Annotated in this window: 24 protein-coding genes and 1 tRNA gene; 10 read left to right on the forward strand and 15 right to left on the reverse strand. The window is 62.6% G+C overall.

Annotation, left to right across the window (positions count from 1 at the left end; translation table 11 throughout):
• Window positions 1-5: 5 nt before the first annotated feature.
• Window positions 6-1,130, forward strand: a complete 1,125-nt coding sequence (locus KJP28_RS07140; protein ID WP_218391883.1) for an aminotransferase class V-fold PLP-dependent enzyme — start codon at window positions 6-8, stop codon at window positions 1,128-1,130.
• Here the strand turns inward: KJP28_RS07140 and KJP28_RS07145 are convergent.
• The 3 genes from KJP28_RS07145 to KJP28_RS07155 form a co-directional block, all read right to left on the reverse strand.
• Window positions 1,127-1,315, reverse strand: a complete 189-nt coding sequence (locus KJP28_RS07145; RefSeq protein ID WP_218391884.1) for a hypothetical protein — start codon at window positions 1,313-1,315, stop codon at window positions 1,127-1,129. The genes KJP28_RS07140 and KJP28_RS07145 overlap by 4 nt on opposite strands.
• A 97-nt stretch (window positions 1,316-1,412) precedes the next feature.
• Complete coding sequence (locus tag KJP28_RS07150) at window positions 1,413-2,612, reverse strand: FAD-dependent monooxygenase (protein WP_218391885.1); 1,200 nt, start codon at window positions 2,610-2,612, stop codon at window positions 1,413-1,415.
• 5 nt (window positions 2,613-2,617) lie between these two features.
• Window positions 2,618-3,292 (reverse strand): pyrimidine 5'-nucleotidase, encoded by a 675-nt coding sequence (locus KJP28_RS07155; RefSeq protein WP_218391886.1) that lies wholly within the window; start codon window positions 3,290-3,292, stop codon window positions 2,618-2,620.
• A 138-nt stretch (window positions 3,293-3,430) separates the two neighbouring features.
• Here KJP28_RS07155 and KJP28_RS07160 point away from each other — a divergent pair, with 138 nt between their 5' ends.
• Window positions 3,431-4,075, forward strand: coding sequence for a GntR family transcriptional regulator (locus KJP28_RS07160; protein ID WP_255552267.1), 645 nt, complete (start codon window positions 3,431-3,433; stop codon window positions 4,073-4,075).
• Here KJP28_RS07160 and KJP28_RS07165 read toward each other — a convergent pair.
• Both KJP28_RS07165 and carA read right to left on the reverse strand, forming a co-directional pair.
• Complete coding sequence (locus KJP28_RS07165; protein WP_218391887.1) at window positions 4,072-6,063, reverse strand: glycosyltransferase; 1,992 nt, start codon at window positions 6,061-6,063, stop codon at window positions 4,072-4,074. The genes KJP28_RS07160 and KJP28_RS07165 overlap by 4 nt on opposite strands.
• Before the next feature lie 88 nt (window positions 6,064-6,151).
• The gene (carA, locus tag KJP28_RS07170; protein ID WP_218391888.1) at window positions 6,152-7,303 is read right to left on the reverse strand and encodes a glutamine-hydrolyzing carbamoyl-phosphate synthase small subunit; all 1,152 of its coding nucleotides are present in this window, start codon (window positions 7,301-7,303) and stop codon (window positions 6,152-6,154) included.
• A gap of 133 nt (window positions 7,304-7,436) precedes the next feature.
• Between carA and KJP28_RS07175 the strand changes: the two genes are divergently transcribed.
• Entirely contained in the window at window positions 7,437-7,898 is a 462-nt protein-coding gene (locus KJP28_RS07175; RefSeq protein WP_218391889.1) for a GatB/YqeY domain-containing protein, read from the forward strand.
• A 133-nt stretch (window positions 7,899-8,031) separates the two neighbouring features.
• Window positions 8,032-9,495, forward strand: a complete 1,464-nt coding sequence (locus KJP28_RS07180; RefSeq protein ID WP_218391890.1) for an MDR family MFS transporter — start codon at window positions 8,032-8,034, stop codon at window positions 9,493-9,495.
• A 119-nt stretch (window positions 9,496-9,614) separates the two neighbouring features.
• Here KJP28_RS07180 and KJP28_RS07185 read toward each other — a convergent pair whose 3' ends face one another.
• The 7 genes from KJP28_RS07185 to KJP28_RS20080 form a co-directional block, all read right to left on the reverse strand.
• A complete protein-coding gene (locus tag KJP28_RS07185; protein WP_218391891.1) occupies window positions 9,615-10,157 on the reverse strand; it encodes a DUF2244 domain-containing protein in 543 nt (180 codons plus the stop codon).
• On the reverse strand, window positions 10,157-10,633 hold the full coding sequence (locus tag KJP28_RS07190; RefSeq protein ID WP_218391892.1) for a hypothetical protein: 477 nt from the start codon (window positions 10,631-10,633) through the stop codon (window positions 10,157-10,159). The genes KJP28_RS07185 and KJP28_RS07190 overlap by 1 nt, the downstream gene beginning before the upstream one ends.
• A 74-nt stretch (window positions 10,634-10,707) precedes the next feature.
• Window positions 10,708-12,381 carry a cytochrome c oxidase subunit I gene (locus KJP28_RS07195; protein WP_218391893.1) on the reverse strand — a complete coding sequence of 558 codons (1,674 nt, stop codon included), beginning with the start codon at window positions 12,379-12,381 and terminating at the stop codon, window positions 10,708-10,710.
• Window positions 12,382-12,749: 368 nt separating this feature from the next.
• Window positions 12,750-13,169, reverse strand: a complete 420-nt coding sequence (locus KJP28_RS07200) for a c-type cytochrome (RefSeq protein ID WP_218391894.1) — start codon at window positions 13,167-13,169, stop codon at window positions 12,750-12,752.
• A gap of 144 nt (window positions 13,170-13,313) precedes the next feature.
• Window positions 13,314-14,474 carry a nitroreductase family protein gene (locus tag KJP28_RS07205; protein ID WP_218391895.1) on the reverse strand — a complete coding sequence of 387 codons (1,161 nt, stop codon included), beginning with the start codon at window positions 14,472-14,474 and terminating at the stop codon, window positions 13,314-13,316.
• Window positions 14,464-15,108: a lipoyl(octanoyl) transferase LipB gene (gene lipB / locus KJP28_RS07210; protein WP_218391896.1), complete on the reverse strand. Its 645-nt coding sequence runs from the start codon at window positions 15,106-15,108 to the stop codon at window positions 14,464-14,466. Before lipB ends, KJP28_RS07205 begins: the two co-directional genes overlap by 11 nt.
• A gap of 5 nt (window positions 15,109-15,113) precedes the next feature.
• A complete protein-coding gene (locus KJP28_RS20080; RefSeq protein WP_218391897.1) occupies window positions 15,114-15,884 on the reverse strand; it encodes a LytTR family DNA-binding domain-containing protein in 771 nt (256 codons plus the stop codon).
• A 98-nt stretch (window positions 15,885-15,982) separates the two neighbouring features.
• On the opposite strand from KJP28_RS20080, the gene KJP28_RS07220 reads away from it, so the two are divergent.
• The gene (locus KJP28_RS07220) at window positions 15,983-16,495 is read left to right on the forward strand and encodes a DUF2306 domain-containing protein (protein WP_218391898.1); all 513 of its coding nucleotides are present in this window, start codon (window positions 15,983-15,985) and stop codon (window positions 16,493-16,495) included.
• Between the two features lie 102 nt (window positions 16,496-16,597).
• Window positions 16,598-16,684, forward strand: a tRNA-Leu gene (locus KJP28_RS07225).
• A gap of 218 nt (window positions 16,685-16,902) precedes the next feature.
• On the opposite strand, the gene KJP28_RS07230 is transcribed toward KJP28_RS07225, so the two are convergent.
• Window positions 16,903-17,709 carry a class I SAM-dependent methyltransferase gene (locus tag KJP28_RS07230; RefSeq protein WP_218391899.1) on the reverse strand — a complete coding sequence of 269 codons (807 nt, stop codon included), beginning with the start codon at window positions 17,707-17,709 and terminating at the stop codon, window positions 16,903-16,905.
• 227 nt (window positions 17,710-17,936) lie between these two features.
• Here KJP28_RS07230 and rpiB point away from each other — a divergent pair, with 227 nt between their 5' ends.
• The 4 genes from rpiB (at window position 17,937) to KJP28_RS07250 (ending at window position 20,545) form a co-directional block, all read left to right on the forward strand.
• A complete protein-coding gene (gene rpiB, locus KJP28_RS07235; protein ID WP_218391900.1) occupies window positions 17,937-18,380 on the forward strand; it encodes a ribose 5-phosphate isomerase B in 444 nt (147 codons plus the stop codon).
• Window positions 18,381-18,584: 204 nt separating this feature from the next.
• Window positions 18,585-18,872: a DUF2218 domain-containing protein gene (locus tag KJP28_RS07240; protein WP_218391901.1), complete on the forward strand. Its 288-nt coding sequence runs from the start codon at window positions 18,585-18,587 to the stop codon at window positions 18,870-18,872.
• 283 nt (window positions 18,873-19,155) lie between these two features.
• The gene (locus KJP28_RS07245) at window positions 19,156-19,860 is read left to right on the forward strand and encodes a CoA transferase subunit A (protein ID WP_218391902.1); all 705 of its coding nucleotides are present in this window, start codon (window positions 19,156-19,158) and stop codon (window positions 19,858-19,860) included.
• Window positions 19,861-19,921: 61 nt separating this feature from the next.
• On the forward strand, window positions 19,922-20,545 hold the full coding sequence (locus KJP28_RS07250; RefSeq protein ID WP_218391903.1) for a 3-oxoacid CoA-transferase subunit B: 624 nt from the start codon (window positions 19,922-19,924) through the stop codon (window positions 20,543-20,545).
• Between the two features lie 63 nt (window positions 20,546-20,608).
• Here the strand turns inward: KJP28_RS07250 and KJP28_RS07255 are convergent, their stop codons facing one another.
• Window positions 20,609-21,547 (reverse strand): bifunctional riboflavin kinase/FAD synthetase, encoded by a 939-nt coding sequence (locus KJP28_RS07255; RefSeq protein ID WP_218392814.1) that lies wholly within the window; start codon window positions 21,545-21,547, stop codon window positions 20,609-20,611.
• A 340-nt stretch (window positions 21,548-21,887) separates the two neighbouring features.
• Entirely contained in the window at window positions 21,888-24,980 is a 3,093-nt protein-coding gene (locus tag KJP28_RS07260) for a valine--tRNA ligase (protein ID WP_218391904.1), read from the reverse strand.
• Window positions 24,981-25,020: the final 40 nt, after the last annotated feature.

Genomic DNA, 25,020 nt, shown 5'->3' on the forward strand with positions numbered 1-25,020 from the left:
CTCACATGGCGCTGCGCAACGATATCGACCCGGATGGCTTGCTCGAATTTTCGGTGGTCTTCACCGACCGCTCGCTGAACCATATGTCAAAGGCGTTCCAGCAGGTGATGCGCGATATCGCCGAGGGGCTGTGCGACGTCTACAACGCCGATCACGTCGCGGTGGTGCCGGGCGGGGGAACCTATGCGATGGAAGCGGTGGCGCGGCAATTCGCGACCGGCAAGTCCGCGCTGGTGATCCGCAACGGGTTCTTTTCTTACCGCTGGAGCCAGATTTTCGAGGCCGGGTCGATCCCTGCCGAGGAAACCGTGGTGATGGCGCGGCGTACAGGTAACGGCACGACAGACCCCTTCGCACCGGCCCCGATCGAGGAGGTCGTGGCGAAGATCGAAGAGGTGAAGCCGGACGTGGTCTTCGCCCCGCACGTGGAAACGGCGAGCGGCATCATCCTGCCCGACGACTACATCCGCGCCGTGACCGAGGCGGTCCACGCCAATGGCGGGCTGTTCGTGCTCGATTGCATCGCGTCCGGAACGATCTGGGCCGATATGAAGGCATTGGGCGTCGACGTGCTGATCTCGGCCCCTCAAAAGGGATGGTCGGCGCAGCCGTCGGCGGGCCTTGTGATGATGAACGAGGCGGCGCTGGCCGCGGCGAAAGAGGCGCATTCGACTTCCTTCGCCATCGACCTCGGCAAGTGGATCAACATCATGGAAGCCTACCTTTCGGGCGGCCATGCCTATCACGCGACCATGCCGACCGACGCGCTTCGTGCGTTCCGGGACGCGATGGTCGAGACGCGGGACTATGGGTTCGAGAAACTCAAGGCGGCCCAGTGGGAGCAGGGCGAGCGGGTGCGCGCGCTGTTGGCGGACCGTGGGTTCAAATCCGTGGCAGCCAAGGGCTTTGAGGCCCCCGGCGTGGTCGTGGTCTATACCGACAATCCGGAGTTCCAGACCGGGCGCGCCTTCCTGGGCGAGGGCGTGCAGATCGCGGCAGGTGTGCCACTGATGATCGGGGAGGGCGATGGCTACAAGAGTTTCCGGCTCGGCCTGTTCGGGCTGGACAAGCTCTACGACGTGGACGCGTCAGTCGCCCGTCTCGCTTCTGCTCTCGACGCCGTGAGCTAGCGCCCGAGCGTCAGTGCGATAAGGATGACGAAAACGACGGGAGTGGCGATGACCATCGTCAGGCCGACCCCCGCGAGACCGGTAAGGACGTAAGCGGCGGCAAGCACTGCGACGATCAGGGCAGCGATAGCGAAGGCCCATTTGGTCGCTTTGCTTTCGTCGAAGGCTGGGGTTTCATTGCTCATGTCGAGGTCTCCTGTTCGCAGTTTCAGGAGACCTTACCTAGTCGATTTAGATGAATCTGAAATGTGCCTTTGCGCCGCGCGTCAGGCTGTCGCAGGCCTATTCGGGCCCAAGGCCCGCGCGCATGATCTTGCGGCGCACTGGCGCGATGTCATGCACCGCTTTCAGCCCCAGAAGCCGTGCCGCCTGTATTCCCGCTTCGCCTGATCCGGCGATCCGGTTGAAAAGGTCGATCACCCGCGCGCGACGGGTGATGTCGGGCATGCGCGCGGTTTCAAAAGCCGACAGCACCTGCGCGGCACCGGGGTCGCCGGGCGACAGCGCGGCGGCGTCGAGCAATGCGGCGATGTCGTTGAGTGACGTGTTCAGCCCCTGCGCCCCGATGGGCGGAAGCGCGTGCGCGGCCTCGGCCACCACCGCGACCCGGCCCTCGACGAGGCGGTCGGCGGTTTGCGTTATGATCGGCCAGATCGAGCGCCGTCCCTTGAGCCGCATCCGGCCCAGAAGGTTGGTCGAGCGTAATTGCATCACGTCCTCGAACTCCGGGACGGGCATATTCATCAACTCGACAGAGCGCGGTCCCTTGTTCATCCACACGATCGCGCTGGCATGTTGTCCGTCGATATCGGGGAGGGGCACGATGGTGAAAGGCCCACCCTCGTTGTAGATTTCGGTCGAGATATTGTCGTGCGGTGCGTCGTGGGTCACGGTAAAGGCGAGCGATTTCTGCCCGTAGCGCGTTGTTTTCACACCGATCCCGGCGGCTTCGCGCAGCGGCGAGAATTTCCCGTCCGCGGCAATCGCCAGCTTCGCGCGCACCGACGAGCCGTCGGTCAGGGCGACGATGACCTCGGAGGTGCGGTTCACGAGGCTCTTGAACCCGGTACCATAAAGCGTGGTGATCCCCTCGGCCTCTTGCAGGTAGCTCCACAACTCCCGCCGCACGACCCAGTTCATCAGGTTCCAGCCGAAGGGTTCATCCGACACGTCCGAGGCGCGAAACGCCTTGTGCTCACGAACCTCGGGGGGCCAGCCGACCGTGTCGATCACCGCCAACTGGTCGAGCGGTTTGGAATGCGGTTCAAGAAGATCCCATAGCCCGCAGGTGCGAAACAGGTCGCGGGCGGGCTGAAGAAACGCCGTCGAACGGAGGTCCGTGCCGTCCAGATCGGCCTCGGTCACCGGCGGCACGGGGTCGGCCATGACGACCGAGAAACCTCGCGCCGCGAAACTCGCGGCCGCGATCTGCCCGGCGATGCCGCCGCCGGAAATGAAGATGTCCGCCTCGCGTCGTTCCATGGCGCTTACTTAGCCTCCGACCGGAGCGGGGCCAAGTCCGACAGTTGCGACAGAAAGTCCGAAAGGTTGGTGGTGTGGTGATGGATATGCGCGCCGGGGACGGGTGCGCCCGCGACATGCACCGTCTGCATCCCCATCGCATGCGGCACGGCGAGGTTGCGGGGGTCGTCCTCGAACATGGCGGCGGCCAGCGGATCGAACCCGTCGCGAGCGAAGACCGTTTCGAACGCCTGCCGATTGGGTTTGGCGTGATACCCCGCTTCTTCAACGCCATAGATCGCATCGAACAGCCCGGACAGCCCGCGCGCCTCGATCACCCGTTCGGCATATGGCACGGTGGCGTTTGTGTAGATAACCCGCCGCCCCGGCAGGTCACCGATCTGGGCGGCAAGGTCGGGGTCGGAAACGAGGGGCGCGAAGGAAATGTCGTGCACCGCGTCGAGGTAGGGCACCGGGTCGAGATCGTGCTCGGCCATGAGGCCCGCGAGCGTGGTGCCATAGGTCTCCCAATAATGAAGGCGCAGGCGGTCGGCCTCGTCCCGGTCCACGCCGAGCGCATTCATCACCCAATCCGTCATCAGCACTTCGATCTGATCGAACAGCCCCTGCTCCGGCGGGTAGAGCGTGTTGTCGAGGTCGAAGACCCAGGTGGTGACGTGGCTGAAACGATGGACGAGCATGGGCGGAGGGTAGCGGTGCGGGGGGCAGGCGCAAGTCAAAGCTGCGTCACTCGGTCATCTTTGCGGACCGCCCCGCCGCAATGCTTGATTGTCGGATACCCCCGTGCAAAATCGCGGGACCGAGCGGAGGAGCGTGTTTTGGGCCAGACAAAGAACGGGCAGAAGGATGCCTACGAGCTTATCCTCGATGCCATCGACGAAGGGACCTACAAGCCCGGCGACCGAATGGTGGAGAGCGAACTGGCGGACCGTTTCGGCATGTCGCGCACCCCGATCCGCGAGGCGTTGCAGCGGCTCGAGACCCAGAGCCTTCTGAACCGGGACGGGCGCTCGCTCATCGTCGCGTCGCTCGATCACAACCAGCTTCATGAACTCTACGCCGTGCGGGCCGAGTTGGAAGGTCTGGCCGCGCGGCTCGCCGCACAACATGCGGCACCGGAAGAACAGCGGGTCTTGCGCGAAATGGTCGAACAGGACCGTGCCTTGATCCATGACCCTGACGCCATGGCGCGGGCCAACAGGCGCTTTCACCGGCAGATCCAGTTGGCCAGTCACAACCGCTATCTGTTGCAACAGCTCGACCTCGTGCATCGAACCATGGCGCTTCTGGCGACCACGTCGCTTGCGGTCGCGGGGCGCCCTGAGGATGCCATCGGCGAACATGACGCCATCGTCCGTGCGATCGAAGCACGGGATGGGGATGCGGCAGACGAGGCGCTGCGCACGCATATTTCCAAGGCGTTCGAGACGCGTCTGAAGCTCGATTCCTTCGACGACGTTTAACCCGCGGCGTCCGCCGGCTTGAGTGGGCCGGTCACCGCGTCGAGCGTGTCCTGAATGAAGTCAGCATGGCCGTGCTGGGTCTTGTCCCAGTAAAACGGCTTTGCGACGATTTCTGCCAGCCCTTTGGCCGCCGCGACCGAGGCGAGGGGGAAATAAAGATGCATCGTCGGGACCCACCATCGCAGGAACCGATGCTCCCTCCCAGAAACGGCGAGGATGCCAGTGGCGATGGTCAGCACCTCTGAGGCGAGAAAGGTCGCGCCGAGCGCGATGAACATCCACCCCGGCATCACTGCGACGAGCGGGTGGGGCAGGCCAAAGGCGACAAGCCAGAAGGACCACAGGAACGGGGCCAGCACGAACTGGCTGAGCGTGCCGAGAAACAGGAACTGGACGCCCGCGAATTTCCAGGGCCCAAGCTCTTCGAGGAGCTTCCATGGGCTGCGCATGTGGACGCCGTAGGTCATGGCGTAACCCTTGATCCAGCGCGAGCGTTGCTTGACCCAGGGCCACCACCTGCAATTTGCCTCTTCTTTCGTGACGGTTCCGATCAACTCGGTCCGAAACCCGCGCCGCGCGAGACGGATGCCGAGGTCGGCGTCTTCGGTCACGTTATGAGCGTCCCACCCGCCGAGGCTTTCCAGCGCGGCGCGACGAAAGAACACCGTGGTGCCACCCAGCGGCACGGCAAACCCCATCCGCTCCATCCCCGGAAGCACGATGCGGAACCATGTCGCGTATTCGATCGTGAAACAGCGGCTGAGCCAATTGGTGCGCGCGTTGTAGAAATCCAGCACGCCTTGAAGGCAGGCGACCCAAGGCCCGGCCTCGTGAAACCGGTCCACGATCCGATGGATTTGGTCGGGGTCCGGCGCGTCTTCGGCGTCATAGATCCCGATGATCGAGCCGCGACAGAAGTCGAGCGCGAAATTCATCGCGCGGGGCTTCGTGCGAACGGTTCCACGTGGCACGATGATCTGGCGCATCCAAGGCGGCAAGTTCGAGCGCGCGAGCGTGGCTTGCGTAAGCGTGTCGTCCTCTTCCACGATCAGGCAGATGTCGAGAAGCGCGCGGGGATAATCCAGCACGCTCAGCCGCTTCACCAGACGGCCGGCGATTTCCCGTTCCTTGTAGAGCGGCACGAGGATCGAGACCGTAGGCAGAATGTGTGCTGGTGGCTCCGCGTCGTATGACCTCTTCCCATCCGGGCTTCGACCGCGGCGTATGAACATGGCGGCTGCCACCAACTTGATCGTCGAGTTGATCAGCAAGGTCAGGACGGCCCATGCGGTCAGGAGGGCGAAGCCCCAGACTGGCGAGATTGCGAACAACGTCGCCAGTGCGAGGACGATCGAAAGACCGATCCGTCCGGCCACGCGGGTTTGCCATGTTCGGCAGGATTCACCCGCGTCGACACGGGTCTCGGCGCGGCGTGCGAGGTCCCGGTGGCGGAGCGATATGAGCGAGGCCTGAATGTCGGCTTCCGGCGCAACGGCCAGCCGTAGGTGGCCGAAATGGTCCGGCAGACGGGGTGCAATACCTCCGAACTCGTCAGGGCGGGAGCAGATGAGGACGATGGCACCGCCTACACGTTTCCATGGCAATACGCCGTGACGGATACAGAATTCGACGCCCAGCTCGTCGACCAGACGCACGTCCGGCGGATCCCGGCCCAGATCGGCGACGACAGTGCGGTGGCGTTCGGCGAGGGCCGCGTGGAACGCGCCGGACGTCACCATTCCATTCGCAAGCAGGATGTCTCCGAGCCGGGCCTCCTCCCGCTTTTGTCGCGACAGGGCTTCGGCGAGATCCTCGCTGGAAATCGCGCCGCGCTCCACGAGCGTCTGTCCAAGAAGCCGTGTCGCCACGGGCGAATTGCGCCGCTCGCCCTGCACGGGCGCTGCCGCGACATGCGGCGCCGACCCGCCATGATCCGGCGGGTGTTCGGTTGTCTCGACGCAGTGATCGACGAGTTCGGGTTCCGCCATAGCGACCGGTTCGTTCCCTTCGTGACGATTGGTTCAGTTTGCGTCGCGGAGGGTTAACGTCAGGTTAATGATAGGCGGTTGTGAGCCCCTACTTGCGTGCCGACATCGCGTCAGCGAACCGTTCGAACAGGTAGTAGCTGTCCATCGGGCCCGGGCTGGCCTCCGGGTGATACTGGACCGAGAAGACCGGGCGGTCGTCCATCGCGATCCCGCAGTTCGACCCGTCGAAAAGCGAGATATGCGTTTCCGTGACGCCTTTGGGCAGACTTTGAGAATCCACCGTGAACCCGTGGTTCATCGACGTAATCTCGACCTTGCCGGTGGTTTTGTCCTTGACCGGGTGGTTCGCGCCGTGGTGCCCGTGGTTCATCTTGATCGTGTTGGCCCCGAGCGCGAGCGCGAGCATCTGATGGCCAAGGCAGATACCGAACACCGGAAGATCGGTGTCGTTCAGCACCGACTGGATCATCGGCACGGCATAGGCGCCGGTGGCCGCCGGATCGCCGGGGCCGTTGGACAGGAATATCCCGTCCGGATTGTGCGCGAGTACGTCTTCGGCCGTGGCGGTGGCAGGCAGGACGGTGACATCGCACCCGGCCGAAGCGAGGCAGCGCAGGATGTTGCGTTTCGCGCCGTAGTCGATGGCCACAACCTTGTGCACCGGCTTGTCCTGCTTGGGAAAGCCGTCCGGCCAGGCCCACCGCATTTCATCCCATCTGTAGCTCTGGGCGCAGGTCACCTTGCCTGCGAGGTCCAGCCCGACGAGACCGGGGAACGACCGGGCCTTGGCAACGAGGTTTTCGAGATCGAAATTTCCGTCCGGATCATGGGCGAGCGCCACGTGCGGCGCGCCCTGTTGCCGGATCGCGCGGGTCAGCCGCCGGGTGTCGATACCCCCGATGCCGATCCGTCCGCGTTTTTCGAGCCAGTCCGACAGATCCGATGTCGCGCGCCAGTTCGAGGGCTCGGTCGGATCCCATTTGACGACCATGCCTTCGGCCACCGGGTCCTGGGTTTCGTCGTCCTCGGGCGTGACGCCGGTATTGCCGATATGGGGAAAGGTGAATGTCACGACCTGACCCGCGTAAGAGGGATCGGTCATGATTTCCTGATACCCCGTCATCGCAGTGTTGAAGCAGAGCTCGGCGGTGGTCACTCCGGTCGCGCCGAAGCCCTTGCCGTAGAAAACGGTTCCGTCTGCGAGGGCGAGGCAGGCGGTCGGTTTGGTCGTGGCAGACATGTCAGAAACTCCCCGGCGGATCGCGTGGTTCCTAAGGCTGGTGCCTTGCAGGGTCAAGAGGCGACCCCGCTTGTTTTCCGTGTTGCGATTGCATATCTAGCGGGCTTCGTGATTCCACATTGGAGATCCGGAGATGGACCTTCGCACACGTTTGAACGACGCGCTGAAATCCGCGATGCGCGAGAAACAGGCCCAACGCCTGTCGACCCTGCGTCTGATCAACGCGGCCATCAAGGACCGCGAGATCGACCAGCGCGGCAAAGGCGATGAAGCCACCGAAGTGACGGACGACGTGATCCTGTCGATCCTCGGCAAGATGGTGAAGCAGCGCCAGGAATCCGCGCGCGCCTACGAAGAAGGCGGGCGGCTGGAACTGGCAGAAAACGAGCGCAACGAAATCGAGATCATAGAAGAATTCCTCCCCAAGCAATTGAGCGAGGACGAGGTCGAAGCCGCAGTGGCGAAAGCGATCACCGACGTCGGCGCGAATTCGATTCGCGACATGGGTAAGGTCATGGGCCAGCTCAAATCGAAATACACCGGCCAGATGGATTTCGGCGCGGTGGGCCCAAAGGTCAAAGCCCGGCTCGGGTAAGACGCGCTCTGGACCTGTGCGCTGATACGGAGAATGATCGACTGGCCGTGCGTTGACAGGTCGCCCGTGACGCGCGAGGTCGGGTGGGTGATCGGTCCGGCCGAACACGAGTGTCCCAGTTCCGAGGCCCGCCATGCCGACCGATGCAATCGCCCCTGAAATGATCTCGCCCGAACGGCCAGGACTTCTGTCGCCGCGTGACCGGCTGGTCATCGGCCTCTTGTTGATCTCGACCTTCGTGATGATCCTGAACGAGACGGTGATGGCCGTCGCGCTGCCGCGCCTGATGGTCGATCTGGATGTGACCGCGAGCGCGGCGCAATGGCTGACAACCGCGTTCCTGCTCACGATGGCGGTGGTGATCCCGATCACCGGGTTCCTGATCCAGCGCTATCACACCCGCACGGTGTTCCTGAGCGCGCTGTCATTCTTCAGCCTCGGAACTTTCGTCGCTGCGGTTGCGCCGGGGCTGGGCGTGCTCGTGCTTGGTCGCGTGGTGCAGGCCTGCGGCACAGCGATGATGATGCCCCTTCTGATGACCACGGTCATGACGCTGGTGCCACCTGACGGGCGCGGCAAGGTGATGGGCAATATCTCGATCGTGATTTCGGTCGCGCCTGCCATAGGGCCGACGATTTCGGGCATTATCCTGAACCTGCTCGACTGGCGCTGGATGTTCTGGCTGATCCTGCCCATCGGGTTGACTGCGCTCGCCATGGGCTATGCCCGCCTCACCAATGTGACCGAACCCAAGAAAGTGCCGCTCGACATCCTGTCCGTCCCGCTCTCCGCCATCGGCTTCGGCGGGCTGGTTTATGGCTTGTCGGCCATCGGCGAGGGACATGGGGGCGGGAGTGCGATGCCACCCTGGCTTCCGGTCGCGGTCGGGGTCGTCGTCCTGAGTGTGTTCGTCTGGCGGCAGCTCGCTCTCGGTGCACGGGAACGGGCTTTCCTCGACCTCAGGACCTTCCGGTTCCCGGTTTTCACAGTTGGTGTCGTCATGATGGCGCTCGCCATGATGGGGTTGTTCGGAATGATCATCCTGCTTCCGATCTACATGCAGAACGTGCTCGGGATGGAGCCGCTTCAGGCCGGGTTGATGCTCCTGCCCGGCGGTTTGACGATGGGGCTGCTCGCGCCGTTCGTCGGGCAGCTCTTCGACGCCCATGGCGCGCGAAAGCTGGTCATTCCCGGTGCTGTCGCAGTGGCGACCGCGCTCTGGATCATGGCCACCTTCGGCACGGGGACGACGATTGCGATGGTCCTCGGCGCGCATATCATCCTGAGCGTCGGGCTCGCCTTCCTGTTCACGCCGCTGTTCACGTCGAGCCTCGGGGCGTTGCCGAATGACCTTTACTCGCACGGCTCGGCGCTGATCGGGACGATCCAGCAGGTCGCCGGGGCCGCCGGCATCGCGTTGTTCGTGTCGGTCATGTCCCTGCGCAGCGCGGCGTTGATGGCGGGCGGAACGGGCGAGGTGGAAGCGCTGGCCGCAGGCCTTCGGCTTGGCTTCATGTGCGGCGCAAGTGCCTCGCTGTTCCTGATTGTCGCCGGATTTTTCGTCCGCCGCCCACCGGACCAGGCCCCGTCACATTGAGTGCACCCGAAGGGTGCACGCCGGATGAGCGCGGCATTGCCGCGCGACCAGGGGCGCTGCCCCTGACGGTGCATCGAAGATGCACCGACCCCGAGGTATTTATGGAACGGTGAAACCGTTCACTGACGGCGCGATTTCGCGAGCGTCAGCGCGCGGGACAGCTCGTCATGGAGGCGGGGGCGCTCGTCATCGGACAGGAACGCGCCGATCTCGACCTCGCGCCCGTTGCCTTTGAGCGTGATGTAATCCTTGACCGGCCCGCTGTCGCGGTGGCGCTCGACGCTGACCCAATGCGGGTTCGCTTCCCATTCCGCGTGTTGCGCGCGGGGGCCGGTGCGGGTCAGGCGCATGTGATCCGGCCAGATCGTGAGCTCTTCGAGGATCTCGCCGTCGCGGTAGCTCCTGCCGATGAACCACCACAGACCCGCGATGGCGATGAGGCCAGGGACAAGGAGCCACCACATCGCCGCCGTGCCGACGAAGCCCGCGACCGGGATCATCAGCGCGACATAGGCGAAGCCGATGGCGAAGGCGAAGCCGCGTTTCGGAAGCGAGCGGTAGGGCCAGAGGTGCAGCACGGCGATGGGGTCGCCGCCCTCGGCGTGCCCCGGGGCGTCCTGCACGGGCGGCTCGGTGATCGGATGGTTCCACTCATAGGGCATCACACCATTCCTCGCAGGCGGCGGATCACGGGACGGATCACGATCGTGATGACGAGGCCGATCAGCCCGGCCATGAAGATGTAGGCTGCGATTTCGGCGAGACCGGTCGCCCAGCCATCCGTTGCAGGGGGCCGTATCGTGAGGGGTAGAACGCTCGTCGTTCCGCCGAGCAAGACCATCGCAAACAAAACGAGTGTTGTGCGCCGATCTTCGTGTCCCAGGCGTTCCTTTATGGCCTGTGCAACAAGAAGAAAGAAGGTCACGACCACGAGGCTTTGCACGAAAGCGATGTAGCCGACGACGTAATAGGTGTCCGCGTAGGGTTCGCCAATCTCCGAAGGCCACGCCATGGCGATGATCATGTAGGCCACTGCACCCACGAGCCCCGCCGCCATGACAAGCGAACTGCGCAACCCGAACGCCGCCGCAATGAGCGCCGGGATCGGTATGACGAGGAGTAGGGCAGGCGGCGGCAAAATGGTCGTCCTTCGCAATGAAAAGGCCCCGGCGTTTCCACCGGGGCCTTTTGGTTCATTCGGTCCGGCCGCCCTTAGTGGCTGTGGCCGTGGTCCCAGTCCTCGCGCTTGGGGAGCTGTTCGAAGGTGTGCTCCGGCGGCGGGGTGGGCAGGGTCCATTCCAGCGTGTCCGCGTATTCGTTCCAGTAGTTTTTCTCGGTGATCCTGCGGCCGGCCCGGAGCGTGTAGATCACGATGCCGAAGAACAGGATGAACGAGGCGAAGGACAGGAAGGCACCGTAGGACGACAGCTTGTTCCAGTAGGCGAAGGCCTCAGGATAGTCGATGTAACGGCGCGGCATGCCCTGACGCCCGAGGAAGTGCTGCGGGAAGAAGGTCAGGTTGACGCCGATGAAGAACATCCAGAAGTGCAACTTGCCGAGCGCTTCCGGATACTGGCGGCCGGACATCTTGCCGAGCCAGAAGTAGACCCCGGCGAAGATGGTGAAGGCCGCACCCATCGACATGGTGTAGTGGAAGTGCGCCACGACGTAATAGGTGTCGTGATAGACCCGGTCGACACCGGCCTGCGACAGGACAACGCCGGTCACGCCGCCGATGGTGAACAGGATCAGGAAGCCGAAAGCGAAGAGCATCGGCGTCTTGAACTCGATCGAACCGCCCCACATCGTCGCGATCCACGAGAAGATCTTGATGCCGGTTGGCACCGCGATCACCATCGTCGCCAGCATGAAGTAGGACTGCTGCTGAAGCGACATGCCCACCGTGTACATGTGGTGCGCCCAGACCACGAAGCCGATCACGCCGATGGCGATCAGCGCCCAGACCATCGGCAGGTAGCCGAAGACCGGCTTGCGCGAGAAGGTCGCGAAGACGTGGGAGACGAGGCCGAAGCCGGGCAGGATCACGATGTACACTTCCGGGTGTCCGAAGAACCACAGGATGTGCTGGTAGAGGATCGGGTCACCGCCGCCCGACGGGTCGAAGAAGGTCGTCCCGAAGTTGCGGTCCATCAGGAGCATGGTGATCGCGCCTGCGAGCACCGGCAGAGCCAGAAGGATGAGCCAGGCGGTCACGAAGATCGACCAGGCGAAGAGCGGCACCTTGAACATGGTCATGCCGGGGGCACGCATGTTGAGGAAGGTCGTGATCATGTTGATCGCGCCGAGGATCGAGGACGCACCCGAGACGTGGACCGCGAAGATCGCGAGGTCCATCGAATAGCCGCCTTCTGTCGTCGACAGCGGCGGGTAGAGCACCCAGCCCACACCGGAGCCGAGCTGGTCGTTACCGCCCGGAGCGAGCAGCGACGCGACGCCGAGCGAGGTGCCGGTGACGTAGAGCCAGAAGGACAGGTTGTTCATCCGCGGGAACGCCATGTCCGGCGCGCCGATCTGGAGTGGCATGAAGTAGTTGCCGAAGCCCCCGAACAGCGCCGGAATGACCACGAAGAACATCATCAGCACGCCGTGATAGGTGATCATCACGTTCCAGAAGTGGCCGTTCGGCGTACATTCGGCCGACGCGTCGGCGATCAGGCGGAAGCCTTCGAGACACATGTGCTGAACGCCGGGGTCCATCAGCTCGAGGCGCATGAGCACCGTGAAGCTGACCGAGATCAGGCCGACGATGGCCGAGGTGATCAGGTAGAGAATCCCGATGTCTTTGTGGTTGGTGGACATGAACCAGCGCGTGAAGAAACCGCGGTTGTCTTCGTGGTCATGACCGTGGATGGCTGCGTCCGCCATTGTGGTCTCCCTATATTTCCTTCCCACACGGGGGCGTTGGCTTCACTCGGGTGAAGGAAAGAGACTCGTCCCCCCGAAGTTGCGACGTGTTTAATGCGACAATTCGCGCAGGGCAATGTCCAAGGCGGTTTGACCGAGATCAAATCTTCACATACCTGCATGTGAGGCGAAAGATTTTATCGTTCAGAGGCTTGCCTGCGACCGGATGTCGCAATTTCGGCCCGGACGAACGGGCAGGCAGGCCCACGCCGTCAAAATGGAGCGCCTGGGGAGCCTGGGGTGCGCCGCGACCGGAGCGGCGGGCAAAAGAAAGCCCCGCCGAAGATCGACGGGGCTTGGCGGGGAGACCCCCGGCATTATTGGTGCGCTTACGACCCGGCGTCTTCCGAGAACGTCGCGAGGTAGGCGGCGACGTCGCTCGCATCCTTCAGTTTGAAGGTCATTTTCGATTTCGCGCTTTCGCCGAGGTAGTCGGACAGGAACGCTTTCGGGTCGGCGGCGTATTCGACCAGGAGCTCTTCGGTCCAGACAAGGCCGGCTTCACCTGCGGCAACGATGCTATCGCCATATTTGAAGTCTTCGACGGTGCCTGCCTGACGGCCGATGATGCCGTGAAGGTTCGGTCCGGTCTTGCCGCCCTTGACGATCGATTCACCGTCCGCGGTGGTGATCGCGTGGCAGGACTTGCATTTCTTGAAATCGTTCTCGCCGGCGGCGGCATCGCCTTCGGCGAACACTGCGGTCGTGGTCAGGGCCAGAGCGGCGGCGGCTGTCAGGATGGCTTTCATGGCGTTCCTCGTGATTGCGTTCAGATGACCTGTCGATGGAATCGGGTGATCCCACCTCAAATTCTGGTGCGCAAAATGCGGATTACCGCGTTGCACTTCAAGTGTCGCTTTGTCGCAGAGCGCGCATTTGCAGCGATTGGCCACTCAGTTGTCGGCGATCCAATCGACATCGTGGACCAGATCTTCTTCCACAGGATCGACGCCGGACTTGGCGACGAAATGCCCCTCGATCCCAAGTGCGGACATCGCCGTTTCCCAGTTCGCCAGCCAGATACCGAGTGCAAGCGGAGCATAATAGCGAGACCCGGTTTTCGCGCAGAAGGCAACCCTTGTGAGCGCCCGGCCGGACCGGGACAGGATCACGCGCGTGGTTTGGCTGTTGTAGGACGAGGGCGCCCAGCGGCACGCTTCCAACGCGGGACGCAGGCCTTTGTAGGGTTGGCGCGACAGAGGCGCCGGCACGCCTGGCACGTCCTCGAACGCCAGGTCGACGAGCGGGAGTCGGCGGTGCATGACCTTTGCTGCGACGTGGGCGAGCAGCGGCCGGAACCGGGAGCCGTATCCGACCGCAACGGAGCACAGGATCTGCTCGTCCGACGCATCGAACCGACCGCCAAGCGCCGCCTCGACAGAGGCGCGGTCAGTTCCCGGCCCGATCCAACAGGTCGATATTCCGCGCTTCGTCAGGCCGTTCACGACATGCTGCATCACCCGCCCCGCTTTGATGACGGCGTGGCGATCATATTGCCCCGGGACGATCAGGATCAGGAATTCCCGAGCCCCGATCACGGGCCAGACCGGCAGCGGTTGCCGCAGGTGCTCGATGCGAATCCTGGCGTTGCTGATATTGTCTGCCCTCGGCACGAGATGCTTTGTGACGAGGTCGGTTAACGTCGTCATGTCATGGTTGGTCAACCGGACAGGCTGAAACGATCGACAGGCACGACGCGCCCGCATCACGGCGATATCGTCGCCTTTTACCGGGCGGGGACGACGGTCGGGCAAGCTGAACAGTCGGAACTTCAGGAGCGCGAGATCGAAAAGTCCGACGGCGACCAGCGCGACGGCGAAAGCCGCAAGCGCTCGACCGAACCAGATCCAGCCGGACGAACCCGGCGCGATGGACAACCACGCGACCAGCCCGAGAACGAGCGCCACCGCAAAGGGCGGGATGAATTGCAGCCAGCCCGTGAACTGCAACCGTTCTTTCGCCCGGATGAAGGGCGAAAGGGTCTTCGGGCGCATGCCGGGATAGGGCAGGTCGTCCGCGAGGTTGCCTTGTCGATGCGACGGTTCAGAAGACATCTTCGAATGTCTGCTTCAGCGCCACGTCCACGTCCTCCATCGTGACGGGAAGACCAAGGTCCACGAGCGATGTGACGCCATGTTCGGTGATACCGCAGGGCACGATGCCGGAGAAATGTTCGAGATCGGGGTCGACGTTGATCGAGATGCCGTGGAAACTCACCCAGCGGCGCAGGCGAATGCCGATCGCCGCGATCTTGTCCTCGGTCCGGTCTCCGGTCACGGAGCGGGGCTTGTCGTCGCGAACCACCCAGACGCCGACGCGCCCGTCGCGGATCTCGCCTTTGACGTTGAACCTGTCCAGCGTGGCGATCACCCATGCTTCCAACTGCTTGACGAAGGCCCGGACATCGCGGCCTCGCTCGCCAACGTTCAGCATGACATAGACCACCCGCTGGCCGGGGCCATGATAGGTGTATTGCCCGCCGCGCTTGGTCTCGTGCACCGGGAAGCGATCCGGCGCGACCAGATCGCGCGCATTGGCGGATGTGCCCGCTGTATAGAGCGGTGGGTGCTCGACCAGCCAGATCAGCTCTTCCGCCTCGCCTGCCGCGATTGCCTCTGCCCGCGCCTCCATGCGGGCCGCCGCGGTCTCGTAGTCGGTAAGACCCTCGGTGATTTCCCATTCGACCATACGTGTTACCGGGGGAGTAGCCCGGCCTCCTTGATGGCTGGGAGATATGTCCGGCTCACCGGAATGTCACGCCCGTCCGCCATGGTGAGAATCGCCCGTGCCCCATCCCGGCGCGCCGACTTGACCGCACCCGTCGCGATCCAGTGCGACCGGTGTACCTGAAGCCCGGGCGTGTCGCCCACTTCGGCCATGGCGTCTGAAAGTCTCAGTAGGACGAGCTCCGTTCCTTTCGTCGTGGCGACCTCCACATAGTGATCCTGCACCGACAGGGAAATGAGAGGGCCGCGCTTCTCGATCGGCAGCCGGTCGAGAATGCGGGTCGAAGCGCGTGTCGAGCCGCGCGTCATGGTGCGCTCGATCGACACGTAGGCCCCCGCGATGATGATCGAGATGATGATGACGTTGATCCCGAGCGCGGCAAGATAGCCCGGCTCGGACAACGTCAGTCGAAAGACGAACCAGTTGACGGCCAGAAGCGCCAGCAGATTGGCGACACCCGCGGCAGCGCCTGCGATGACCACCGCCGGCCACAGGCCGACCCGGAGCGCCCGCAGGCTTTCGGCCACGAACGTGGCGACCAGCGATCCGAGAAAGAAGCCGATGGCGGCGACGACGACCCAGTAGACCAGCCTCGGAAGGACCGGGAGCACTTCGGTGCCGAAAGGGCCTGCCAGCCCGAGGATCAAGCCGACCGCGCCCAGCCCGATCCAGACGCCGGGGGTCGCGGAAAGCGTTTGCATTTCACGCTTCGCGATCTGCACTGGCCGTTCGTTCACGAAGCCCGCCCCCCAATTCGCTCATCCATGCTCGTCACCTGCGGCGTCGTTCGGCCAAAGAAGTGCCACTTCGATCCACACAAGACAAGGAGGCTTCCATGTCCCTCGAACCGCTCCTGACGGCCCCGCTCGCCGTCCAGATCCATGTCATCGCCGCTTTGGAGGCGCTGGTGCTCACGCCGCTCGTGATTTTTCGCAAACGCCGGGACAACTGGCACCGGATTGCCGGCTACCTGTGGGTGACGAATATCGTGATCGCGTCCGTGTCGTCGTTTCTGATCACCGAGATCCGGCTGATCGGCCCGTTCTCGCCAATCCACGCGCTGTCGGTCCTGACGCTCGTGAACGTGGTGCTTGCAGTGCGCGCCATCCGCCGGCGGAACGTGACCGCGCATCAGAGCATCATGAAGGCGACGGCATTCTGGGGGTTGGGCGTTGCGGGAACATTGGCGCTGGTCCCGGGGCGACGAATGCACGAGGTGCTGTTTGGTCCGGACGCGCCGGACGCCTATTCGGGCGCGGGGTTCTTGGCGTGGGTGACGATGGCGATGGCGCTGGCCTATGTGGGCTTTCGCCTGTGGCAGGACCGCCGGGCGACAGCGGCCCGGTGAGGTGGGGCAGGGGCCTTGGGACAGGAATTTGCCGAAAACGGAAATACCCCCTTCACATCTCTCGAATCTAACGGTATTGACCGCGCCACCAAGCCAAGACGTGCGGTCGTGGCGGAATTGGTAGACGCGCAGCGTTGAGGTCGCTGTGGGGTAACTCCCGTGGAAGTTCGAGTCTTCTCGACCGCACCAATCTCCCGGACGGGAGAGGTTAGAAGCCCTGCCGGATACGGCGGGGCTTTTGGTTTTGGTGGAGCGTGCAAGACGCGCGCCGCCCTTCATTGGATTTCAAAAAGCCCGCTCTCGGTTCTATGCGGATTGTAGCGCGGTATGGGGCGAAGGTCATATATGGTCCCATCCCCCTGAAAATGCTGCATATGACACGAACGGCTGCCATCGCACCCGCCGCCTTAAGCCGCTCGACCCGAAAAGACGATGCTGGGCATAGGCAACTTGTATACACCTTCCGAGAGATACGGTTCTGTTACCTTATCGACCTCATTTCGAATGGTGTCCTGCGCGTCGCGTTCTTGCCGTTCGATGATTAGGGGCACGCGAACACCGAATTTCATGAAGAAGTCAAAAAAGCTGGGACCCGGTGCATGCAGAACATTCTCGACGATCTCGGCCTTTATGTCGGCGAAGCCTGCGCGTCTCATCATCTCGGAAACGTTGGCCTCATCGGACAAGACATAGGCGTTCGGCGCAGGGTCTGCTCGTGACATGTCCGCGTGTCGCCCCAAAACATCGAACAAGAGCCGGTAACACTCGGAACGGTCGGGTCCGAGCCATTGGCTAAACACAAACCTTCCAGTTGGTTTAAGGACACGGCGAGCCTCGGCCATCGCCTTTTCCGGGTCGGTGACGTGAAACAGAACGATGTTGCTCAGCACTACGTCGAATGTTGCGTCCTGAGCAGGCAAATCTTCAGCGTCGGCGACAGAGAATTTGATGTCTGGAAACTGGACTTTCGCCTGCTCGACCATCCTTTCCGAGAAGTCGATGCCTTCGGCGACAGCGCCAAGGAGTTTTGCAGTCGCAGCGACAAATCCGGGCCCGCATCCCGCGTCCAGCACCTTTGCACCCGGGAAAAGCATTGCATGGTCTAGGAGCTTTGGAATGGTCTGAAGCGTTGCCCGAGCGGTCGCGTCACCGTAAAGTTCTGCGCGTTTCGACCATCCCTTGCGTTCGCCGTCCCTAAATGCCGAATAGTCCATGAAGAATCTCCTAACGAAGAGGAGAACATCTTCGGCTGTTTGCTGACAATCCAAAATCGGAATTCTGGCAAACATGGACAAAGGCTCGCTCCCTATGCACTGCTTCCGTTTCGCGACGAAGACGCGACCATCCATAGACCGCTCAAAGCCAACTCGCCCATCGCCCCTATCCATCCGCTCACGCTCTGCTATGACGTGCCCGACACCCAACCAACCAAGAGGTCCCCATGTCCAAGCGTATCGTCATGTCGTCCGACCATGCCGCCATCGAACTTCGCCAGGCGATTGCCGCGCATATCACCGCCAAGGGGCATACCGTCGAAGACATCGGCCCTACGACACCCGAGAGCACGCATTATCCAATGCATGGCGAAGCGGCGGCACGGAAGGTTGCAGACGGCGAGGCTGATCTGGGGATCATTCTGTGCGGCACGGGGCAGGGGATCATGATGGCCGCCAACAAGGTCAACGGGGTCCGCTGTGGCGTCTGCATGGATCCGTTCTCGGCCCGGATGATCCGGCAGCACAACGACGCCAACATCCTGTCGCTCGGCGCGCGCGTCGTCGGAGAGGGGCTGGCGCTCGATATCGTGGATGCGTTTCTCGAGGCCGAATTCGAAGGCGGGCGTCATGCAACGCGGGTTGATATGATCAAGGCGATCGAAGGCTGAGACCGCCATGCGGTCCCGGGTCTGATCCGGGTCACGACGAGCGCTCTGGTCGCGCGCCCGCGCAGATCCAACTCCATTCTGATTGGCCTGTCGCGATTTCCGCACATGACATTGTGCGGCAACGCGATGGTCGGAGGTCTTGCAAATTGGCCTGCCATTCGATTACCTGATAAAAAAACTATGGTATATCGAAAGGACCGATACATGGTCACCAGTGAAGCTTATTGGACCACCGAGAAGGGGTCGCAATACCTCCAACAGCTCTGCAAACACTTTGGACACAAGACCGAGGTGGAGTTCACGCCGGAGGCGGGATACGTCAAACTCCGCTCCGGCGAGGCGCGTATGAAGGCCGATGAAAGCGGCCTTTGGGTGCAGGTCGAAACCGAGAATGCCGACGACATCCCCGGATTGCAGAACGTGATCGACCGCCATCTCGAACGGTTCGCCTTCCGCGAGGATTTCAAGGCAATGCCTTGGCCCGCCGCGTGACGCGGCAAGACGCCGAAAGCGGAGTTGCCTAGGTATTCTTACCTAAGTCCGAATTGTTGCCCGACCGAGCCGGCTTTGCTAGCTATGCCGGCAATCGGAGAAGAGGCGATGGCCGTGCATGCGACCGGACCTTTAGGCCCCGCATCCGATGCGGGGCTTTCTCGTGTCGAGATGATACTTTCTGGTGCTGCACTTGCCGCAACGGCATGATAGGCCCGAGAGCGAGGGGCGCCCAAGCACCGATACGACAGACGAGACGGACAACAAACAGGACGAGGATGGAATGAAGAAAGTGTACGACACGGCCGATGAGGCCCTGGACGGCCTCCTGCATGACGGGATGCTGATCGCCGCAGGGGGGTTCGGCCTATGTGGCATCCCCGAACTTCTGATTGATGCGCTTGTGAAAAGCGGCGTCAAGGATCTGACCGTGGCATCCAACAATGCGGGGGTTGATGGATTCGGGCTCGGCAAGTTGCTCGAGACCAAGCAGATCAAGAAGATGATGTCGTCCTACGTCGGTGAAAACGCGGAATTCATGCGTCAGTATCTGTCGGGCGAACTCGAGCTCGAGTTCAACCCGCAGGGCACGCTTGCCGAACGGATGCGCGCAGGCGGCGCCGGTATTCCAGGTTTCTACACCAAGACCGGCTACGGCACGCAGATCGGTGAAGGCAAGGAAGTGAAAGTCTTCCGCGGAGAGCACTACATCCTCGAAGAAGGCATCTTCGCGGACCTGTCCATCGTCAAGGCGTGGAAGGCCGACGACACCGGCAACCTCGTCTTCCGCAAGACTGCGCGCAACTTCAACCCGCCAGCGGCGATGTGCGGCAAGGTCTGCGTCGTCGAAGTCGAGGAAATCGTGCCGCGCGGGTCGCTCGACCCCGACACCATCCACCTGCCGGGTATCTACGTGCACCGGATCATCCAGGGTGAGCACGAAAAACGGATCGAACAGCGCACGGTGCGCAAGCGGGAGGAAGCGTAATGAAAAGTGGAAACCGGTTTTCATGGCCACGCGCCGACCAGCAAAGAAGTGAGGAAGCCTGATGCCCTGGGATCGTAATCAGATGGCGGCACGCGCCGCAGAGGAACTCGAAGACGGCATGTACGTGAACCTCGGGATCGGCATCCCGACGCTGGTCGCCAACTACGTGGGCGACAAAGATATCACGCTCCAGTCGGAAAACGGCATGCTCGGCATGGGACCGTTCCCCTATGAGGGCGAAGAAGACCCGGACCTGATCAACGCGGGCAAGCAGACGATTACGGAACTCAACCGCACCGCCTATTTCGACAGCGCCATGTCCTTCGGCATGATCCGGGGCGGCAAAATCGCCGCCGCGATCCTCGGCGCGATGGAAGTGGCCGAAAACGGCGACCTCGCGAACTGGATGATCCCGGGAAAGCTCGTGAAAGGCATGGGCGGCGCGATGGACCTCGTCGCGGGCGTGGAAAAGGTCGTCGTCGTGATGGATCACACCAACAAGGCGGGCGAGACGAAGCTGCTCAAAGCCTGCACCCTGCCGCTCACCGGCACGGGGGTCGTGGACCGCATCATCACCGATCTGGGCGTGTTCGACGTGGTCGAAGGCGGGCTGAAGATCGTCGAGACGGCACCCGACGTCACCGAAGACGAAATCCGCTCTAAGACCGAGGCGACCATCGTCTGAACGTCTTGACGGACTGATAGAGGGGGCTGCGTCCGGCGTGGCCCCCTTTTTCGTGGGCTGGCCCTAGAGCGTGTCGAGGATCGCCCGAGCCTCGGCGCAATCCGCATCCATTTGCGTGATGAGCGCGTCGAGACTGTCGAACCTCTCCTCAGGTCGCAGATAATCCACCAGCGCCACAGACAGATGCGCGCCGTAAAGGTCGCCCTGAAAATCGAAAAGGTAGGTTTCGATGTTGGGGATGTTCTCGCCGAAGGTCGGGCGTACGCCGACGCTGGCAGCGCCTTTATACGCGCCTTTGTGCGGCCCTGACAGCACGTCGACCTTGACCGCATAGACCCCGAACCTGGGTTGATGCAGCCCGGTCAGCGCCATGTTCACGGTGGGATAGCCGAGGTCGCGCCCGCGCTGGTCGCCCCGGATGACGATGCCGTCGATCCGATGCCAGTGCCCCAGCATTGTCGCCGCGTCGCGCACCCGGCCTTCGCTCAGAGCCTCGCGGATCGCAGTGGAGGAAATCTCGAGCCCATCCACCTCCATAAGCGGCGCAACGGTTACGCCGAACCCCAACGCGAGACCGAGCTCTTTCAACGTTTCGGTATCACCGGCGCGTTTCGCGCCGAAATGAAAATCCCGCCCGACAACGACGTGTGACAGGCCGAGACCATCGACAATCACCCGCTGCGCGAAGTCTTCGGGCGCAAGCGCGGACAACGTGTCGTTGAAGGTCAGCTCATAGAGCTTGTCGACCCCCAACCATTTGAGCCTGTTCGCCCGTGCCTCGGCATTCATAAGCCGGAAATCGGGCGCGTCCGGCGCGAAATATTCACGCGGATGCGGCTCGAAGGTCATGACCCCAAGCGGCGCGCCCCGCTTCTCCGCCTCGGCCAGCGCAATGTCGATGACGTATTGGTGGCCACGATGCACACCGTCGAAATTCCCGATCGCGGCGGACGCACCCCGGTCGGATTGATCGACGAATTGGAAATCCCGAATGATCTTCATGGCCACGGGTTATCCCGCTGCGCGCGCCTTGCCAAGCGAAAGACCCTGCAACCGGGGCTACAGGGTCTTCGGCTTTCACCGTGCACGGCCATCGGCATGCCTGCCTGTACCGTGAAAAAACATTGGCCCATCAAGGTTAACAAATCCTTTCATCGTGCCGAAAATATGCCCGCCGGAGGCAAGAAAGTTCTTCGCCAACCTCCACAAGGAGCGCCTGCGGCGCACATTTTTATGCGCGGCCTCGCCAAGGGCGAGACCACGCGGATATGCATATTTATGGCACGATGAAACCCGAGCGAAGCGAGGGCCTCGCGACGGGGCGAAGCCCCGGCGCAATACCTTAGCCGAGTTCGGACAGGCGCTGCAAAGCTTCGTCGATCTTCGCGGCTTCGTCCTCGCGCGCGTCGAGATTGGCTTGTGCCTCGGCCACCACGTCGTCCGGCGCGTTCTCGGCGAATTTGGGATTGTTCAGCCGGCCCCTGAGCCCGCCGATCTCCTTCTCCAACTTGCCGCGCGTCTTCTCCAGCCGGGCCTTTTCCTCGTCCACGTCGATAATGTCGGCGAGGGGCAGGGCGAAGGTGCCGCCGTCCACCGGGATCGTCACGCAGCCCTTGGGCAGCTCGACCAATTCGCTGACGCTGTCGATCCGCGCCATCTTGAAGATGAGCGCCTCGTTGGTGGTGAAGGCCGCGCGGCCCGCTTCGTCCAGGTCGCGCAGGATCAGCGGAATCTTGAGGCCGGCGGGGACATGCATCTGCGCACGGGCCGAGCGGACGTCTTCGATCAGCTTGATGACCCAGTTCATCTCGCGGTCGGCTGCCTCGTCGATCAGCTCCGCGCCGTAGGTCGGCCAGTCGCGATGCACGAGCATGCTGTCGCGCTCGGAAATCTGCCCCCAGAGCTCTTCCGTGATGAAAGGCATGATCGGGTGGAGGAGGATCAGGCACTGGTCGATGACCCAGGCCATGGTCGCACGGGTTTCGGCCACCACGCTCGCGTCGTTCGAACCCAACAGTGGCTTCGAGAACTCGACGTACCAGTCGCAGACCTTGCCCCAGACATAGGCATAAAGACCGTTCGCTGCGTCGTTGAAACGATAGGCGGTGATCGCCTCGTCCACCGTTTCGCGGATGCGGGCGGTCTCGGATACGATCCACTTGTTCACCGTCTGGGTGACGTTCGCGGGGTCGAAACCAGCGTCCGGCTTGCACTCGTTCATTTCCGCAAACCGCGCCGCGTTCCAGATCTTCGTGCCGAAGTTTCGGTAGCCCTTGATCCGTTCCTCGGACAGTTTCAGAACCCCACCGATCGCGGCCATGGACGCATTGGTGAAGCGCAGCGCATCCGCGCCGTATTCGTCGATGATCTCCAGCGGGTCGATGACGTTTCCGGTCGTCTTCGACATCTTCTTGCCCTTCTCGTCGCGGACGAGCTGATGCAGATAAACCGTGTGGAACGGCTCTTTCCCGACCACGGCGAGCTGCATCATCATCATCCGGGCGACCCAGAAAAAGAGGATGTCGAACCCGGTGACGAGCACGTCGGTCGGGAAATACTTGGCCAGTTCATCGGTCTCGTCAGGCCAGCCGAGTGTCCCGATGGGCCAGAGGCCGGATGAGAACCAGGTGTCCAGAACATCCGGATCGCGCCAGACGGGATAGACCAGTTTCGACGGGTCCTGGTCGATCGTGTATTGGGCGAGCGTTTCGGCCAGCCGGTCGATCGCTTCCTTCTTGTCCGCGACTTCGACGATCCGCATGTGGCTCAGGGGCACCGGCGTGTCCGCGATCTCGTCCATGAAATACTCGGTCACACCATTGAAGGTTTCGGCAGCGTGGTGGACCTCGCCCCGGTGGACCAGCCCGCCGATCAGCACCTTGAGCATCTCGACCTCGTCCAGATCGCCGTCGGCCGAGACGAAATCCTCGTAGGACAGGTCCAGCCCGTACCAGACCGGGATCTGATGGCCCCACCAGAGCTGGCGCGAGATACACCAGGGTTCGATGTTCTCGAGCCAATGGTAATAGGTCTTCTCGCCCGATTCCGGGATGATCTTCGTGCGCCCGTCGCGCACGGCGTCGAGCGCAGGGCCGACGACCTTCTCGGCATCCACGAACCATTGGTCGGTCAGCATCGGCTCGACCACGACCTTTGAGCGGTCGCCGAAGGGCTGCATGATCGGCTTGTTCTCGACGTAAGGCACGGTGTTGCCGTCCTCGTCAGTGGTCGTCACCGCAAGACCTTCTGCATTGATCTGCTCGACCACCTTTTCACGTGCCTCGAACCGGTCGAGGCCGCGAAGATCGTCAGGGACGAGGTTCAGCGTGTCGACTTCCGCACCGGTGAAATCGGCGCCCTCAGCGATCTGCTGCGCACGGGTGGCGCAGGTGGCGTAATCCTCGCCGTCCTCGCGCATCGCGCCTTTCATGTCCATCAGCCGGTACATCGGGATGCCACCGCGCGACGCGACGCCGTAGTCGTTGAAATCATGCGCGCCGGTGATCTTGACGGCACCGGAGCCGAAGTCAGGGTCTGGATATTCGTCCGTGATGATCGGGATCAGGCGGCGGTGCTCCTTCGGCCCCACCGGGATCTCGCAGAGCTTGCCGACGATGGGCGCGTAGCGTTCATCCTTGGGATGCACCGCGACCGCACCGTCGCCCAGCATGGTTTCGGGCCGGGTCGTGGCGATGGAGATATAGTCGCGCTCTTCGGTCAGCACGACCTTCCCGTCCTCGTCCTTCTCGACATAGGTATAGGTTTCGCCCCCCGCCAGCGGGTATTTGAAGTGCCACATGTGGCCCTGCACTTCGATGTTCTCAACCTCGAGGTCCGAGATTGCTGTCTCGAAATGCGGGTCCCAGTTCACCAGCCGCTTGCCACGGTAGATGAAGCCCTTCTCGTACATGTCGAGAAAGACCTTGATGACAGCGTCATGGAAGTTGGCCGAATTCTCATGGCCCGTGCGCGGATCGCCATCGGCCCCGGCCATCGTAAACGCGTTGCGGTCCCAGTCGCAGGAGGCGCCAAGGCGTTTGAGCTGCTCGACGATGGTGCCGCCGTACTGCCCTTTCCATTCCCAGACCTTGTTGAGAAATTCCTCGCGGCCGAGTTCACGGCGCGAAGGCTGCTGGGTCGCGGCCAGCATTTTCTCGACCTGAAGCTGGGTCGCGATGCCTGCATGGTCCTGACCCGGCTGCCAAAGCGTGTCGAAGCCGCGCATCCGGTGCCAGCGCACGAGGATGTCCTGAAGCGTGTTGTTGAACGCATGACCCACGTGCAGAGCGCCGGTCACGTTGGGCGGCGGGATCATCACGGTGAAGGTTTCCTTGCGCGAGGCATTCGCGCCCGCGCGAAACGCGCCTTCTTCGAGCCATTTGGCGGTGATGCGCGGCTCGGCGGTGGCCGCGTCGAAGGTCTTGTCCATGCTCATCGTGATCGTCCTCAAGCATCCGGGTCGCAACGGGTGATAA

Origin of the sequence: Maritimibacter dapengensis (genome assembly GCF_019218265.1) — a bacterium.
Taxonomy (GTDB): domain Bacteria; phylum Pseudomonadota; class Alphaproteobacteria; order Rhodobacterales; family Rhodobacteraceae; genus Maritimibacter; species Maritimibacter dapengensis.

Coding starts and splice junctions, on each gene's coding strand:
- KJP28_RS07245 (WP_218391902.1), top strand. CDS start 19,156: ATGAAGAAAGTGTACGACACGGCCGATGAGGCCCTGGACGGCCTCCTG.
- KJP28_RS07250 (WP_218391903.1), top strand. CDS start 19,922: ATGCCCTGGGATCGTAATCAGATGGCGGCACGCGCCGCAGAGGAACTC.
- KJP28_RS07180 (WP_218391890.1), top strand. CDS start 8,032: ATGCCGACCGATGCAATCGCCCCTGAAATGATCTCGCCCGAACGGCCA.
- KJP28_RS07150 (WP_218391885.1), bottom strand. CDS start 2,612: ATGGAACGACGCGAGGCGGACATCTTCATTTCCGGCGGCGGCATCGCC.
- KJP28_RS07255 (WP_218392814.1), bottom strand. CDS start 21,547: ATGAAGATCATTCGGGATTTCCAATTCGTCGATCAATCCGACCGGGGT.
- lipB (WP_218391896.1), bottom strand. CDS start 15,108: ATGGTCGAATGGGAAATCACCGAGGGTCTTACCGACTACGAGACCGCG.
- KJP28_RS07145 (WP_218391884.1), bottom strand. CDS start 1,315: ATGAGCAATGAAACCCCAGCCTTCGACGAAAGCAAAGCGACCAAATGG.
- KJP28_RS07185 (WP_218391891.1), bottom strand. CDS start 10,157: ATGCCCTATGAGTGGAACCATCCGATCACCGAGCCGCCCGTGCAGGAC.
- KJP28_RS07205 (WP_218391895.1), bottom strand. CDS start 14,474: ATGTCTTCTGAACCGTCGCATCGACAAGGCAACCTCGCGGACGACCTG.
- KJP28_RS07165 (WP_218391887.1), bottom strand. CDS start 6,063: ATGGCGGAACCCGAACTCGTCGATCACTGCGTCGAGACAACCGAACAC.
- KJP28_RS07195 (WP_218391893.1), bottom strand. CDS start 12,381: ATGGCGGACGCAGCCATCCACGGTCATGACCACGAAGACAACCGCGGT.
- KJP28_RS07230 (WP_218391899.1), bottom strand. CDS start 17,709: ATGGACTATTCGGCATTTAGGGACGGCGAACGCAAGGGATGGTCGAAA.
- KJP28_RS07260 (WP_218391904.1), bottom strand. CDS start 24,980: ATGAGCATGGACAAGACCTTCGACGCGGCCACCGCCGAGCCGCGCATC.
- KJP28_RS07240 (WP_218391901.1), top strand. CDS start 18,585: ATGGTCACCAGTGAAGCTTATTGGACCACCGAGAAGGGGTCGCAATAC.
- KJP28_RS07220 (WP_218391898.1), top strand. CDS start 15,983: ATGTCCCTCGAACCGCTCCTGACGGCCCCGCTCGCCGTCCAGATCCAT.
- carA (WP_218391888.1), bottom strand. CDS start 7,303: ATGTCTGCCACGACCAAACCGACCGCCTGCCTCGCCCTCGCAGACGGA.
- KJP28_RS07200 (WP_218391894.1), bottom strand. CDS start 13,169: ATGAAAGCCATCCTGACAGCCGCCGCCGCTCTGGCCCTGACCACGACC.
- rpiB (WP_218391900.1), top strand. CDS start 17,937: ATGTCCAAGCGTATCGTCATGTCGTCCGACCATGCCGCCATCGAACTT.
- KJP28_RS07175 (WP_218391889.1), top strand. CDS start 7,437: ATGGACCTTCGCACACGTTTGAACGACGCGCTGAAATCCGCGATGCGC.
- KJP28_RS07140 (WP_218391883.1), top strand. CDS start 6: ATGGCGCTGCGCAACGATATCGACCCGGATGGCTTGCTCGAATTTTCG.
- KJP28_RS07155 (WP_218391886.1), bottom strand. CDS start 3,292: ATGCTCGTCCATCGTTTCAGCCACGTCACCACCTGGGTCTTCGACCTC.